Origin of the sequence: Acinetobacter sp. YH12063, from assembly GCF_013419715.1 — a bacterium.
GTDB classification, from domain to species: Bacteria; Pseudomonadota; Gammaproteobacteria; order Pseudomonadales; family Moraxellaceae; genus Acinetobacter; species Acinetobacter amyesii.
Genome location: NZ_VOZO01000002.1, coordinates 1 through 17,137 on the forward strand (window position 1 = coordinate 1; position 17,137 = coordinate 17,137).

General features: G+C 37.5%; 7 protein-coding genes. 1 reads left to right on the top strand and 6 read right to left on the bottom strand.

Features of this window, described 5'->3' with window-relative positions:
- Positions 1–75 precede the first annotated feature (75 nt).
- Positions 76–360, top strand: coding sequence for a nitroreductase family protein (locus FTU12_RS02875; RefSeq protein ID WP_373684135.1), 285 nt, complete (start codon positions 76–78; stop codon positions 358–360).
- A gap of 175 nt (positions 361–535) precedes the next feature.
- Here the strand turns inward: FTU12_RS02875 and FTU12_RS02880 are convergent, their stop codons facing one another.
- The 6 genes from FTU12_RS02880 to FTU12_RS02900 all read right to left on the bottom strand — a co-directional run bounded on the left by FTU12_RS02880 (position 536) and on the right by FTU12_RS02900 (position 17,135).
- Positions 536–853 carry a YqfO family protein gene (locus FTU12_RS02880; protein ID WP_180113718.1) on the bottom strand — a complete coding sequence of 106 codons (318 nt, stop codon included), beginning with the start codon at positions 851–853 and terminating at the stop codon, positions 536–538.
- On the bottom strand, positions 846–1,550 hold the full coding sequence (locus FTU12_RS02885) for a hypothetical protein (RefSeq protein ID WP_121531200.1): 705 nt from the start codon (positions 1,548–1,550) through the stop codon (positions 846–848). The genes FTU12_RS02880 and FTU12_RS02885 overlap by 8 nt, the downstream gene beginning before the upstream one ends.
- Before the next feature lie 219 nt (positions 1,551–1,769).
- Complete coding sequence (locus FTU12_RS16400; RefSeq protein WP_257227276.1) at positions 1,770–1,898, bottom strand: KGW motif small protein; 129 nt, start codon at positions 1,896–1,898, stop codon at positions 1,770–1,772.
- Between the two features lie 260 nt (positions 1,899–2,158).
- Positions 2,159–2,683: a hypothetical protein gene (locus FTU12_RS02890; RefSeq protein ID WP_180113719.1), complete on the bottom strand. Its 525-nt coding sequence runs from the start codon at positions 2,681–2,683 to the stop codon at positions 2,159–2,161.
- Positions 2,684–2,816: 133 nt separating this feature from the next.
- Positions 2,817–6,653 carry a phosphoribosylformylglycinamidine synthase gene (purL, locus tag FTU12_RS02895; RefSeq protein ID WP_180113720.1) on the bottom strand — a complete coding sequence of 1,279 codons (3,837 nt, stop codon included), beginning with the start codon at positions 6,651–6,653 and terminating at the stop codon, positions 2,817–2,819.
- Positions 6,654–7,037: 384 nt separating this feature from the next.
- Complete coding sequence (locus FTU12_RS02900; RefSeq protein WP_180113721.1) at positions 7,038–17,135, bottom strand: hemagglutinin repeat-containing protein; 10,098 nt, start codon at positions 17,133–17,135, stop codon at positions 7,038–7,040.
- Between the last annotated feature and the right edge of the window lie 2 nt (positions 17,136–17,137).

Sequence of the window (17,137 nt, forward strand, 5' to 3'; positions counted from 1 at the left end):
GGATAATCTTTTTCAGATTCAATCAATAATTGAACCGCTCTATCTCTGATTTCAGGGGTGTATTTTACTTTTTTCATCGGGACATTCTCTCAAGAAAAGTGGTCTCCGACAAACCCGGTACGGTTCAGGGCGAGCAAAACCACAGCATTGGCTTGTGAAAACTTAGTTTTGGCTTTACGTGCCTATGGTTTTGACAGTTGTATGATGGAAGGTTTTGATGAACCTTTGGTCAAGAAAATTTTAGGTTTAAACAATCAACAATATCCTGTGATGGTGATTGGTGCTGGTGAACGTGCAGAAGATGGCGTGTTCTTCCCACAATATCGTTTTGATCGTAATTTATTTATTCAGAATGTTTAAAAGCAGAACCGATTCATTAGCATACATAACTTGTGTAATTCGAACAGCGATTAGTTTTAAGTGATAGGTAAGTCCCTTCTCCCTTTGGGAGAAGGTTAGGATGAGGGGAAAGATAATCATATAAATCCTCTCCCTAACCCTCTCTTTTAGAAGGAGAGGGAACTTTCATTGTGAATTAAAAATTTATATTCACCATTTGAATAAACTCAAAGGCTGGCTCTTCATAGGGATGGCTCACCTTTAAAGCCCTCACAACAGCACTCGCCTTCTCTTCAGGCACAATGGTTTCCACTCGCCATTCAGGAATTTGCTCCAAAGCGTTCAACTCACCAATAAACGGATTTGCACCTTTTACGGGTTTAAACTGCCCTGTACCTAACACCTGCCAAGCGCAGTGTTCATAGTTGCCTATACCACCTGCACCTGCTTCAAATACGGCAAGTTTGGTAGATTCAAGATGTGATTCTGGGACGTAGTAGATCAGTTTAAGCATTATCAGTTTCTAATTTATCAAGTTTGACTTTTATAGCATATAGCTTTGAATATGCCTCTAACCCACCCATAATTTCACTTTTTTTAGTATCAAAGTCTACAACTGGTGTTTGATTACCTTTATATAATTTAATTACTTCATCATTTAATGCAATATACAAAAAATGTGGTTTATCACTATTACTAAAATCATCACCTACTTTTTTTGGTTCTTTATGAATAATGCATAATTCATTATATTGTCCAACCATTATTATATTTAGAGCTCTTGAAAGATCACTTTTTAAATCATCAATAACATCAAACTTCTCTACATCATTAACTAAATTCAAAAAATGATCAACTCTCTCATCTACTGCATTATTACTTCCGAATCCACCAGAATTGTTAATACTTTTTTCAACTAAAATTCTAAATAATACTGTTCTCGCTTCTTTCAACTCTTCTATAGTTTTCTCAGCTTCCGATCTTAATTCTTTTAATTTGACTCCATTTCCTGCAATCGAAAACTCCTGCACCTCTGCAGCGAAAGCGATAATCAGTCCAATTACAGCAAATCCAAAGCTAAAAGCAACAAATTCAGCCCCCGATATTTTCTCTAGAAAAATTAAAAGCCATAAGCCACAGGCTATTCCGAGCAAACCGACAACAAAGCCAAATACTGTATTTCCTTTTAATCTGTTGTTTTTTGTTTTCAATGTTTAACTCATAAATTTTATATTTAATACATGATAACAAAAGAAAAAAAATAATTACTAATATTTAATCACATGGCTAGCGACATGAATGTCGCCTTAGACAGCGGGATAGGATGTCCCATCAGTCTAACAAAAGGGTTTTGTTACTTTTGGCCTGTCAAAATAAAAAGAATCTCAAAATAAAAAAACCGCCTCACGGCGGTTTCTATATTTCAAATATTACATCTGCAACGCATAACCCAAAACTAAAAACACTAACTGCAAACACACGACTGCACCAAAAAGCTTCCAGCCCTTTTTACGCAGTGCAGACTTATCTACTGCCGAATAATCTACTGTTTTAATCATGTCATCACCTCATCATGAGTGTCGATACTGAACTCGTTTAGTTATCCATCTTTCTTTTATTTTGTATAGCTATTGTGCATAAATTACACACTAGCATGTTTCCACAAATATAAAAGCAAAATCTAAACCAAGTTCAGCATGGGAGACTGCAAAAGTTGCAGACACAAAAAACCACCAAATAGGTGGCATAATAATGAGGCATCTTAACCAATGTTTTAATATTTTTCCATAAGGTAAAATTAAGACATTATTTTACAATATTATTTATTACATAGATTACTGTTAGCCAATGTCATTACAGTTCCATCCAAAGCCTGACTAAATGCTAAATGCGCTTTAAAACGTATTTTAGTATTCATGGTAATTGCACTGATATCTTTAACAACCGTCATTGCTTTCGGCAAAGTATCTACAGGAAACCGCTCATAAATACACCCTATCGCACGTGATTTCTCAAATGAAATCTGTTTAACCTGTACTAGGTTCTGTTTATCTACTAATAGGCTCTTTTGTAATTGCACCGCATATTGGCTGACTGCCCTTTGCTGCTCTATCTGCTTAAAATTTTGAGTGATATAAAGATCAATATCATCACGGATACCATTCAGATCTGTATCCGAACCCATTAAATTGTGATCAGTATTCAGTTGAAGTTGTCCGCTTCTTTTTTCCACTTCATTGAGCTGTACAACATTCTGTCGCCACATATACGCTTCACAGCCATTCAGAAAAATAATACTCGGAATAACAATAAGGGGAATTTTTACTAATTTTTGTAGATTCATAAGTTATCTATATTTTTATTTTAGCAACTCATCTTAAACGAAAAGCTGAACCTTTTAAAACACTGAACGTTGAGTATTTCTTCGCCATAAAAAAAGCCCCTTTCGGGGCTTTTTAAATTTTTGATTAAATCAATTAACCAATAAATTTACGTGCATTACGGAACATACGTAACCAAGCACCGTCTTGATCCCAATCTTCAGGTTTCCAAGAGTGCTGAATCGCACGGAAGTTACGTTCAGGGTGCGGCATCATAATCGTTGCACGGCCGTCTTTAGACGTTACACCTGAAATCGCTTCTGGTGAACCGTTCGGGTTCATTGGGTAATGCTGTGTTGGGTTGCCTTGGCTATCTACATAACGCAAGATCACTTGATCACCTGCATTCAATGCTGCAATGTTTTCCGCGCTAGCAACCACACGGCCTTCACCATGTGCAACAGCGATAGGAAGAATCGAACCTTCCATACCTTCTAACAATACAGAATTTGATTTTTCAACGCGTACGTTTACAGCACGCGCTTCAAACATCTCTGAAGTATTGCGGTGGAAACGAGGCCAAGCTTCTGCACCCGGAATGAGTGGTGCAAGCTGAGACAGCATTTGACAGCCGTTACAAATACCTAGAGAGAAAGTTTCATCACGGTTGAAGAATTTCTCAAATTGGTCACGAAGTTTAGGATTGAATAATACTGATTTAGCCCAACCGCCGCCTGCGCCCAATACGTCACCGTAAGAGAAACCGCCACATGCCACTAAACCTTCAAAGTCATCAAGACTGATACGGCCAGCAAGCAAGTCGCTCATGTGTACGTCTACAGTGTTGAAGCCGACTTTATCGAATGCAGCAGCCATTTCTACATGACCATTTACACCTTGTTCACGCAGAATCACCATGTTTGGACGGCGTTCATTGATGTACGGTGCTTCGATTGGCTCGTTCAAATCAAATGTTGGTTTTGCAATTAAACCTGCATGTGATTTGTCTGCGATTAACGCATATTCTTGATCCGCAGTTTCTACGTTGTCACGCAGACGTTGGATTTGATGCGACACTTCAGTCCAAGCTTGCTGTAATTCAGCACGGTCTAAGCTCAAACCATTTACAGTTAAAGTATCTGTATCGTTTACAGTACCCACAACCGCAATTGCATCGCGCAATGAAGACGCTGCAACTTCAGCTTCTAATGCAGCCCAATCCGCTTTGCTGATTTGAAGCACTGCACCAATTTCTTCTGCAAACAAGCTTGCAGTCGATTGATCTTCAAGTGCCACACCTAAACGTGAAGCAAACATCATTTCTGCAACAGTTGCCAATAGACCACCATCACCGATGTCATGGTAAGCCTTGATTAGACCACGGTTGTTCCAGTCTTGAACCAATGCAAAGAATGCTTTGAAGTCATCGAAGCTGTCTACGTCAGGTGTAACAGAACCGATTGCTTTATAAACCTGAGCAAGGATCGAACCGCCTAGACGGAATTGACCTTTAGAAAGATCGATACGTACCAGTACAGACTCGATGTTTTTAAGTTCAGGTGTAAGTGTTTTGCGAACATCAGTCACAGGTGCAAATGCTGTGATCACGCCTGACATTGGAGAAGTTACCGACTTGTCTTCGCCTTCGTCATTCCAAGTAGTACGCATAGACAATGAGTCTTTACCTACTGGAATTGCGATACCTAATGCAGGACACATTTCCATACCGATGGCTTTAACACCTTCGAATAGCGCTTGGTCTTCACCTTGTTGACCTGCAGCAGCCATCCAGTTTGCAGACAATTTAATATCGCTGATCTGGTCGATTTTTGCAGACATGATATTTGAAATTGATTCTGCTACAGATAAACGTGCAGAAGCAGCAGGATTGAGCAATGCAACTGGTGGACGTTCACCCATTGCCATCGCTTCACCTGTATAACCGACAAGGCTCGTCGTTGTTACTGCAGCATCCGCTACAGGCACTTGCCACTTACCGACGAACTGATCACGTGCAACCATACCGGTAATTGAACGGTCACCAATGGTGATTAGGAATGATTTAGAAGCAACTGTTGGATTTTTCAAGACGCGGTAAATCGCATCTTTCAGATCGGTGACTTGTGCCGCAGCAAAGTCATCCCCTTTACGTTCAATCGTTTCGTATGAACGGCTCATACGCGGTGTACCGCCAAGCATCACTTGCATTGGCATATCCACAGCTTTGTTTTCAAACAGTGGATCGTTCACAGTCAATTGACGCGCTTCAGTTGCTTCACCTAATACGGCGAATGGGCAGCGCTCACGTGCACATAGTGATTCAAATAATTCTAAAGAGCTTGGACGGATGGCCAATACATAACGCTCTTGCGCTTCGTTCGACCAGATCTCCATTGGAGACATGCCTTTTTCCAATGATGGAATTTTACGAAGATCAAGAATTGCACCTAACTCATGATCGTTCACAAGTTCAGGCATTGCATTTGAAATACCGCCCGCACCCACGTCATGTACAGACACGATTGGGTTATGATCTTCCATGCGCCAGCATGCATCAATCACTTCTTGGCAACGGCGTTCCATTTCTGGGTTTTCACGCTGTACAGATGCGAAATCTAGGTTTTCACCTAACTTACCGCTGTCTACAGAAGACGCAGCACCGCCGCCTAGACCGATCAACATTGCAGGACCGCCAAGTACGATTAAAAGATCGCCCGGTTGGATTGCATCTTTTTCAACATGGTCAGGACGGATGTTACCGTAACCGCCAGCAATCATAATTGGCTTATGGAAACCTTTTACGTCGCCATTTACATTTTGTTCAAAGGTACGGAAGTAACCATTTAAAGCAGGACGACCGAATTCGTTGTTAAACGCAGCACCACCCAATGGGCCTTCAATCATAATTTGAAGCGGAGATGCCATACGAGACGGCTTGCCGTAGTTTTCTTCCCAAGGCTGTTCAAAGCCCGGAATGTTCAAGTTAGAAACAGTGAAACCTGTTAAACCTGCTTTTGGCTTACCGCCACGGCCTGTTGCACCTTCATCACGGATTTCACCGCCTGAACCTGTCGCAGCACCCGCAAATGGCGCAATTGCTGTCGGATGGTTATGCGTTTCCACCTTCATTAAGATGTGAGCAGCTTGGCTCTTATATTTATAAACGTGCTGACCTGTTTCTTCGTCTTTTTTCGGATAGAAACGTTGAGTGTCAAAGCCCACGATCACTGATGCGTTGTCTTTATATGCAGACAAAACATCATCTGGAGATTCTTTATACGTGTTTTTAATCATTTGGAACAATGACAATGGCTGAACTTCGCCATCAATTGTCCATTCAGAACCAAAGATTTTATGACGGCAGTGCTCAGAGTTTGCTTGAGCAAACATCATCAATTCGATGTCATGCGGGTTACGGCCAAGCTTGTTAAACGCTGCAACTAAATAATCAATTTCTTCGTCAGATAGTGCAAAACCAAACTCAGAGTTTGCTTTCACTAAAGCTTCTTTGCCTTGACCTAAAATATCAATTGCATTTAGCGGCTTTGGTTCAGTTTCAGAGAACAACGCAGTCGCTTCTTCAATTTGATTGAACACGCTTTCTGTCATGCGGTCATGCAATGCCAGTTTTACTTCATCAGAAACAGCATTTACGCCCTTCAAAGTAAATAAAACACCGCGTTCAAGGCGATGAACCGGTGTATTACAGTTGGCAAAAATATCTGTTGCCTTGGACGACCACGGAGAAATTGTCCCGACGCGTGGCGTCACTAATATTTGGACTTCATCACTTGCAGCTTGGCGCAGTTCAAAAGATTGACCATCGTTTAAAAGCTGTAAAGCAGATTGCTGTTGTTGCTCATTCAGCGCTTGGTCAAATAAATAAACCAATTGGCTTTCAATTGCTTGAACAGAACTAATCGAAGATAGACGTGTTAATAGTTGCGTTTTCTTAAAAGAAGAGTGTGCTGGTGCACCGGCCACGATAAACATGCTGATTTTGGCTCCACGGGCTGGTCTTTTGAACCAAGCCGCAATGTGACTTGAAGAGAGCGCATATTCTACTGCGTATTGGTGAAATCAGCTAGATAGCAAAACACGTTTCTCAGCATAATTCCTATAATAAATACTAAGAATTCCTTTATTTTCAGTTAAAAAAATTGAATGTTTAAGTTTGACAGAATGTGTTGATAGCAATATTAAGAATACTCATAACATTGAAATATTTTATAATATTTCCTTACTTCAAAGAATAGACCTACAACATATCTATTAAAAAATGCACTTGGAAACCAAGTAATTCGATTAACTAAGATAAAACCTCCTATAACTAAAAGGCCACCCATGGGTAGCCTTTTAGTCAATTTATTTTAAGTATTATGGGCGTGGTGTTCCATTTGACTGAACTGCATTTTTAACTTTATTCAGACCATTACCCAAAATATCTGTTATTGCTCGACTATTGGTTTTTTGATTAAGCAGATTTATATCATCTAGACTATTGTTCACATTGGACGTAATTGTTTCTGTCGATTTTCTGACGCTGCCTGGAGCACTATTAGGTGCATTATAGGTGTCTCTAGCATTGCGAACATCCCGAAGATCTTGAGAATCAATAGATGCTGCTCCACTTAATTCAAATCCAGATTGCTGATTTTTCTTTTGTACTTCATTCATATTCATTAGTGTAACTCCATTTTGTTCAGTATTTGAGTTATCTAAATTTGCAGAATTAGCATTTGGTTTAACATTTGAAGTATTTAGATTTTCGGCTGTACCACCTGCTCGAGCAACAACACTAAAACCAGTACCTGTGACTTGACTACCTTGATAGGTTTTAGAACTTGAGTTACTAATATCAAATTCAGCACTTACCCCACCTTCATGGCGCCAGTCTTCAGTGGTAGCAGATCCATTATTTGTACTTGACCGTTTTACTTGTTCTGCTGGAGTATCGGCTTTTGCGCCTGTTGAAAATCCTGCTCCAACATTAAATCCAGTAGAACTTTGACTAGCTGTATTTTCGGCGGCACGCAAATTAACATGTTCGCCCTCTATAGATGTATTGTTAGCGGCAAATCGAGTACCTTCAAAGTTTGCATCACCCGTGGTTGAAATACGAATATTACCACCCGTCGAATCTAAGCTACCAACCACTGCCTGAGAACTTTGCATCTGACTGTTATTTTGTCCATAACTTGCACTCGCCTCAAAGTCGCCTTTACCTGGACCAAGTCCCAATTTGGCACTTACGTCAATATCTTTTGAAGAACTACTAGACGAATGCGTATCTCGTGCTGCATTGAAGTTTAATTCTCCAGCTTGAATCGTAATATCACCAACTGACTGGAACTGAGCACCATTTAAGGTTGTTGCATTTTCTGAAATGGAAGTTATTCCACCCTCTCGTGCAACAAAACTCGATGTTACTGCTTGCGTATCATGACTCGATTCCGAACTCACTGACCCTGTGTAAGAGGCACTAACTCCTGCAGACAGACCAGTACTTCTCGATGTGCTCTGACTATCTGCTGCAACAACTCCAACACTTGCACTTGCAGAAGCACTTACACCAGCTTCAGCAGAAGCATAGACCCCGATTCTTGCATCATGTGATGAAGAATTTTTCGAATATGTTTGAGAATCGCTCACAGCTACATCTGTAATAGTTGCCGCTTTTTGGAATACGCTACCTGCATCAACTTGCGTCGCTTCATCTACAATTCCATTTAATGCTGTTCTTGAGAATTCGCCACCAGCAGTAAATGTATTGCCTTTATTTGTAACGCTTTTGAAAGATTCTTTGCTGTCTTCAGTCGCTACACGCAAGCCAGCTCCAGCTTCTGCACTCGCCCCTGCACTTGCTTGAGCACTTCCCTGCACTGGATTAATATTACTAGCATCAGCTCCAGCACCCGCACTTGCACTCGCTCCTGCTTCTGCTTGCCCACTAATATAAACACCTGCTAATCGACTAGAACTTGAGCGCGTCTCTTCGTGCGTATCTTGCACTGCAAGATTATGTATATCCTTAGCTTCTATTTTTAAATTTCCAGCTGAAGATACATTTGCACCGTGGAAAGTTGCTGTCTCATCTACATTGATGTACATACCACCCGTACCAGAACTGAGTGATGATAAATTATGGGTTGTGCTCGACATAGATTCGGATTCTTTTTCGACCTTAGCACCAATGGTAGTTGTCGTATTAACCTGTGCTGCGACATCTGCATTTACCCCAGTATTTACACCCATTGCACCGACAGACGCACCTACACCCACTCCTGCGTTGGCACTCGCATCTGCTTCTGAATAAATACCGCTTGATGTCACTTTTTTATCACGGCTTGCATATTCAGTATTTTGTCCAGCGGTCACATTTAAAGCTTTCGCATTAATCCCTAGGCCACCTTGAACATCAACTTTAGAACCACGGACATTTACAGTTCCTTCTTCTGAAGTTATTAATAAGCTACCTGCAGAATTAACATTTGAACTTATGCTTGAAGTACCACCACTTTTTTCTACTTCAACGGTCTTTTCTGAGAACCTTAAACTAGCTTCTCCTTTCGCACCAACTGCTACACTTGCTTCAGCCCCAACCTTAAGTTTAGAACTCTCAGTACCTGCATTCGCTTCGACAAAAGTATCACTTTGATCCTGTGTTGAATCTAAATACCTCTGAGTCGTTAAACTTTGAGGTGCTTCAGAATCAATTTGCTCTGTCTTCGTGCCGTAGATCGGTTTATTATTGTCTTTTTGCCCACTATTGGTTGCTTTCAAATATGTTGTGGTTGTAGTTTTCTTCTCATGGTGTTGTTCATCTTTACCATCAAGAATATCAACTCCTTTTTTGCCACTTAAAATACTTAAACTTTCTTTATCATTAATATTTAAATTTGACCCCTCAATCACGATTTTATTTGCAGAGTCAACAACAATACTTCCTACTGTGACCTCACTTGCATTATTTGTACCTTTAAAATCTTTAGTTTCTTGAGATTGTTTACCCCAAATACCACCGCCAACACCAAAGCCTGAACGAGATGATTGTGATGTAACTTGTTCAGTATCTTGAACGGATTCAATTTTAAAATCACCACCCGTTTGTACATAAAGCTGACCGGTAACATCCAACTTACTACCTGAAATAACAGTATTTCCGCCACTAATCATTGCTGCATCTGAACCAAAACTGACATCAGAACCTTCATGATTAACAGTTTGGGAATTCATCGTACCTTTACCGATACTCTTTGTGGTTGCAATTACATTACCTTGTTCATCTTTTTGCTCATAAATAACATCACCGCGCTTAATATTTTTGGTTTCCGCTTTTTTAAATTCAATTGCAGAGATATTAATATCGCCATCAGCATTTAGCATAGCGGCTCCCTCAGCTTTTAATGCAGCACCAATATTATTAATATCTTTTGCAGCATCAATCACTAAAGAGTTTTTGCTTACTATACTTGCTTTTGGCCCAACAACAGTTTCGTTATATGCATCACCACCAAAATTATAAACCTTAGTAATATTATTTACCGAACCTTGAGTTGAAGTAAGGTTTATATCATCACCTGAAATTTTACCGCTTAGGTTATTAATATCGTTTAAAGAAGTAATATTTACATAACCACCTTTAACAGTGGATTCATTGTTCGTAAATGATTTTACATCCAATGAAACTTCGAGGTTACCACGCAACACAGAACCTGTAGTTTCAATATCACTGATTGTTTTAGAGCTCAAATACACTTGTGGAACAAGTACGGTTTGACCAGCAACTTTTTGTTCGACCATCCAAACAATATCGGTATCTAAATTTTTCAATTGATCCGCAGATAATGCTTTACCATATTCAAGGTTTAAAATTTCTTGACTTTCAGCAGCATTACTAAATAGACGTTGAATCATTTCAACTTGTGATTCAAATCCAGAAGCCAAGACGTTTCGCCCACCAAGCTGGTCCAATTGCTTTTGGATCAAATTCATTTCATAGCTATCATCACCTAAACGTTTTAATAATGCGTCAGGATCAATTCCTAATAATTCATTTAAATAACTTGAACCAATAACATCTGCAGATTCGCCATAAATTGGATTACGCTCTACCAAATACTGGGAAGTTGGATCTTTAGATTGAATATATTCCGTATTACGACCCGCCGGTAAATTAATATCTACAGTTGGAATTTTATCTACTGGATAAACTGGGCGTTCAACAGGCAAGGTTTCTTCAGGCTTTTCTTCTGAATCACCAGGATCAACATCATCTGCATTTTGCGTCATTTCTGCTTTATTTTCTTGACTAAGATCTTGATCAGTTTCAATATCTTTTTGATCTGATGGAGATCCTTCACCTTCGATTTTGGTTGGATCTACAGATCCCTCCTCCACACCATTTTTTGACGTATCTTGTTCAAAATTTTGAAGTTTTTCTGGAGTTATATTCCCGCATTCCTTGTTACAGTCATTTAAGGGATTAGCGGGTTCAGGAGTTTTAGGATTAGAAATTGAACTATTTTCCGGTTTATCTTTTTCAGAAACATCTTGTGCATAAATTGAATTAATAAAATGCCCATTACCATCTACCTTAACGATAGCTGATGCAGCTATAACGGATTTCTTGGTCGGTTCATAATTTTCAGAATTAGTTGTAAGCGGACTACCTAAACTAAAATAATTACCCGCAATAATTTTTTTCTTAAATACATCAACAACATTAGTCATATCTTCATTTTTAACCTTATCTTTATAAAAAAGATATTGTTCTAAATCAGCAAAGAATTCATCTTGTTTAATGTTGACATTACCTGCAGCTATTTGTTTTTCGTATAACGCTTTGTCCGTGTCCGACAAAGATTCATAAAATATTTTTTGAATATAATGAACAAGATAATTAATTTCCTGATCATCTTCAATGTTTAAGCCATTGAGTTCTGTCGGTATTTTAAAGCCGCTTGTTCCATCTTTGACCAGAAAAACACCCACGTCCCATCGACTAGGCTTATCAACTTCATCAGAGATCGCCAAATACTGAACTGTCACTTTTTGATCACGAACAAGTTCTAAACTTTCATTTTTAAAGACTGCATCCTTTGCTAAATCTAAATTAATTCGGCCTTTGCCGTCAATTACACTGCCAGACGCATAAATCTGACCACCTAAATTTTGCCCAGATTTATCGACTTTAATCGTGACATTACCATCGTCTGCAATGATGCTAGCGGACTCAGTATGCTTTAGATAATTTGTTAAAGTTTTAAAATACTGATCTTCAGTTCCTTCACTATCAGGTCTAACTGACAAATCAGTATTTTTAGTCCAAATCTCGGTGATAAAGCCCGCATTAACACCATTATCATGGCCTTTATCTCCCTGGAAGGCAATCTGATTCCAGACTATGGTATTACCAAATTCATCCGTCCCAGTTTTATTTACCTTCTTTTCACTATTCCAACCAATGCCGACATTTTTTGGTATTTTCCAAGTTAACTTATTTGATAGTGCATGACCCATATAAGTTGTTGAATTAATAAAATCACCTTTAGTGTCAATTAAAATATTACCGTTTTTACTGTTCAATAAATAGTTGTTGGTAAAGTTATTGGCATAGATATTAATATCACCTAAAGCTGAAATTACGCCACCTGAACCCGTATCAGTAAATAACTTAGAACCATCTTGTTGTACTTTATAACTAGAAAATTCTGTGCCATGTTTTTTGTTCTCAATATCTGTATTATTTCTCGATTCTGAACCAATACTTAATACATTGGCATAAATACTGCCTGAGTTTTCAATTTTATTTGCATGCTCAATTTGAGTATTTAAATTCAACTCACCGTTAGACACTATGGCAGAATCAAGGGATTCACCTTCACTACTCAAAGCAATCTCATTGACCAATAAATCTGCATCAATATTTAACTGTGAATTCTCATTTGCAAATATCAAGTTTTTATTATTAATCTGTGCTGCTTTGATCGAATTATTCTTAGAGTCTGCACGTACAAAACCATTGATCTCATTTGTAAAATTATGAGTTAAAATCAAATCAGATGAAATTAAGTTTGTTGTTGCAGTATTTTGCATAGTATCTGCCAATAATTTAGCACTATGCAAAGTCAATGTCCCCAAATTATCAAAGAAAGGCTGATTTTTTAAATTAAGTTGTGCATTATAAAAATATGCTGAAGCTTCAGCTTTATTATTAAAAGTATCAACAACCAACTCATTCAAATCGGTATTTGGAGCATTTTTACCACTTAAATATAGACTACCGTAGTTATCTAATAAATTAATCCTATCTGCGATAAAACTCGTGTAAATATTGAATTCTGCATTTTTATTGTTATAAATATTCAACACTTGTGTCAAATCCAATTTCGACAGTTGTAAATTCAATGCATCTACACGCCCAATATTGCGAAATAAATTTGTTTTCAAATTCAAGTTTGAACTTGAAATATCTTTATTCTGAATATTTGCTGCTTGTAATGTAAGTTGATCAGTTGCATCATTTGAATAGGTCATAATTAACCCATCATTTTGAATTCCAGCTGATGATTTAGTATCCAAGCTGATTAAACTTGCTTGGCCACCTGACAAAATATCACCTTGGTTAATAATTTGACCTGAGGAGGTAATATGAAGTTGCTTTCCAGCATGTAAAACAGCTTTATCAAAGTTAGTTAAGCTTTGATTATTTATTACATCTAATTGATCATAGGCTAAAATATTACCTTTATTAGTTAAATCATTTGCATCTATCTCAACATTTTTAGCAACTATCTTATTTTCATTATCTAGTTTAGTACTAATTATATCGATATTATTTTCAGACTGTATCAACCCAGTATTTAATACTTTAGCAGCGGAATCTGCTGTTTCTAGCTTAATAGAATCTACAGCTAACAGTGAACCATCATTTTGGATGTCTGATTTACGCGACAAAATATTTAAATTTGCGTTGCTGCTGATCAAACCTGATGTGCTGTTATCAAAACTATTTACACGAATATCCAAATTAGAATTCGTAAAAATAGATCCTTGGTTTATAAATTCATTTAAGTCACTAAAGCTTAATTTATTTGACTGTATTGCACCCAAATTTATTAGATTTAAAACATCAATGCTTAATTGATTTTTACCAAACAAATTACCAAAATTGTTTAGGCTTTTTTTGGCTGTCATCTCAAGCATATCGGATGCACTGAATAAGCCATCTTGATTAACAATAATATCACTTGCATTAACATCAATTAAGCCAGCATAAGCAAGGCCATCATTAACTAATTTATTAGTATTCAGGCTTAAATTTTGTGAAGAATTTAGTACTGCATCTTTTTGCGTAATTAAATCTTCTTGTGCTGTAAGCAATGTATTTTTTGATTCAATCCATCCTGCATGGTCAATATTTCCAGCTTGAACTGACGCTATTTGTTCAGCAATAACAACTGCAGAATCATCGATAATTGCTTGACCTTTAGTCAGTACTTGAATATTTTTAGAACTGGTTTGACCAGATATTTTTAATTGCTTTTCTGCATTTAATACAATATTTTCATCACTAATCAGTACACTATTTTTACTCAAATCAAGATTATTTCCAGCCGTCAAAGTTGTATTTTTAGACAAAATTGTACGACTAACATTTATATCCTGTGCACCTAGTTTAGCTTCATTTTGAACACTAATTTTTGCGTCTTGAATTAAATGATTTGTAGCTTGTATATCTGCATTTTCAGCAACAAATTTACCCTTCAATTGAATATTTTTAGCTTTTAAATCTGCATTTTGAATAATGGAATAAATCGCACTATCAGCTGATTTTAGTTCATCTGTTGCCTCTAAGCTTAGGTTAGATGCATTTAACAATCCATCTTGTTGAAGATCAGATGCTTTCACAGAAATTTTTTCGTTAGCAACCAATTCAGCTGTATGTTTAATGTCAATTTTTTCATCAGCTTTTAAAGTTGCGTTACGCGCATAAATTCCGCCCTCAATTGACATTGTTTTCGCAACAATATCTGCATAATTCTGATGTAAAAGCGATGCATCCTTTCCGACATTGAATGTATTGATGGCAGTAATTTGTGAATTAATACTTTTAAGCTGCCCTAGAAGCTCAATATTTTCTGCACTCAACTTCACTAGATCAGTTGCAGCAAGTTGACCTAGCTGGCTTAATTTCAATGTTTCAACTGCATTCAAATCTAGTGATTTTGCAAAAATCAGACCACTAGAACTAATATGGGTTCCTTGTAATGTAGCTTGATCTTGGGCAATTAACGATGCCGAATCATTCACCACTATGGAATCTTGGCTTGTTGAATTAATTTGATTTGCGTATATTTTCCCTGATAATTCAGTATCTTTTGCTTGTAGTTCAACACTTCCGATAATATTTAAAAGACCTGTCTGAGTCACTTTTAGATTTTTATCAGAATTTAATTTCACTTGATTTGATTCGACATAACCATCGATTTGAACCAAATCAGATGCTTTCAGATGAGTTTTACTTTCAGCTATTAAATCTGCAGAATTCTTCAACAAAATAGATTGTGCTGTAGCATCAATGTTCTCTGCATAATTCTTGCCAGCTAATTGTATGTTTTCTCCAGAGAGTGACAATTGTTGAGCTACTGAAATAAGCGAATCTTCTTGTGTTATAAAATTGTTTTCAGCCGAGATTTTATTATTTTTTGCATACAACTGACCTGCCAATTCAATATTTTGAGCATTCAGATTCATCTCATCTGTCGCTGACCAAACTGAAGCGTGTCCGATAGTTAAATTGTTAACGATATTGGCTTTCTGTTGTACTGTAAAAATTTGCCCCTGAACATTTGCATCTTTGGCTGCTATATCCAATGTTTTTTGGCTTTTTAAAACACTATTTTGACCAATATTAAGCTGATCATTGGCTTGAATTTGAACTGATTCCGCATCAGCTTCAGCATTTAAATCTATATTTTCAGCTTGTATATCAATCTTGCTTGTTGTCGACTTAAGCTTCGCTTGGTCAATATTAATATTTCCAAATTGACTCTGAACCAATACATTTTTTTGTCCAATGACTTTTGTATTTTGGTTCAATTCAATATTATTTTGTGCTTTAAGTAATATATCCCTGCTTAATGATGCTATTTCAGTTGCACCATGTGTTGTCAGTGTTCCACTTTCAATCGATAGTTGTTCTTTTGAAGCCAGCGTTGAATTTTGAACCGTTAGTTTTTCTTTATTCTTGATATTCAGCTTTTCATTGACATTTAATATAGCCTTATTCAATGCCATATTTTTAGTTGTAAAGTTGGCATTGTTTTCTGCATCAATAGTTCCATCTGTAATACCTAAGTCGATTTGATCATTATCTTGCGAACCAATTTCAATATTTTTTGCACTTAAACTACCAGCAAGGTTTATTTGTTGCACTGAAGCATTGGTATTTTGAAGACTGATTGTTTCCTTTGCTGATATTTTGTTTTTTAGCTCAATTTTCCCTGCTGCAGTTAAAATAAAGTCCTGAGCACTAGCCGCTACATTTCCTAGCATTTTCACCCCGACACCTTGGTCAGACGAAATTAAACTAATGCGATCTGCATAAATCCCTCCAAGCAATGTAGAGTCTATTGCATAGGTATGATTATTTTGTAAGTCACTAACAGCGGTGACCTGACCTGTTTTAGCGTCATAATCATGTGCACCTGTAACAACTTCAAGTTGTTTGGCATTAATTTGACCGTCTACATTCAAATTACGGGAAAGCAATTGTAAAAGGTTCTGTTCTGAACCATTTAAGCCATTTCCATTTACAGTGATGTTTCCTTGACGAATACTGTAACCATTAATTGAGCCATCAGTTGCAAACTGTGGTGTGCTCGTTGTTAGTGTTGCTCTATCTGTGTTAATAAATCCACAACCTGAACATGTAATGCCATACGGATTTGCAATAACAAGGTCAGCTTTAGCTCCTGCAATTTCAATATGACCACTTAGCTGACTTCGATTTGTACCTGTAACTTCATTTAAAATAACGCGCGCACTTTTATCCAAGTTTTTGTTAGTTTGAATTTTTCCAGCTAACTGAGTCATCACAGATAACGCATCTGGCTTCATCGCGGCATTATTTAAGACTTGGCCTGATTTATCTACGTTATAATTTAAATAGCGGTTATGTGAAATTCCTGCTGCATTTGCAGTTGCAATATCAATAACTTGTACACCATTATTGGCATTATAAACACGTGTATTGCCAGATTGGACCTCTACATTTGCAAAGCTTTGTTGCACAAATAGCATGGCCGCCAAAGGTGTAAGTACCGCAAAAAAGCCTGTTACTTTCCCTACTACCGACTGTGCACCATCTTTACTACCTGATGTATCTTTTCCTTTAGAAGAAACTGTTTCTGATACAACATCAAATGCATTCTTTGACTTATTCCAAATTGTTTTATAAATATGATTCATGG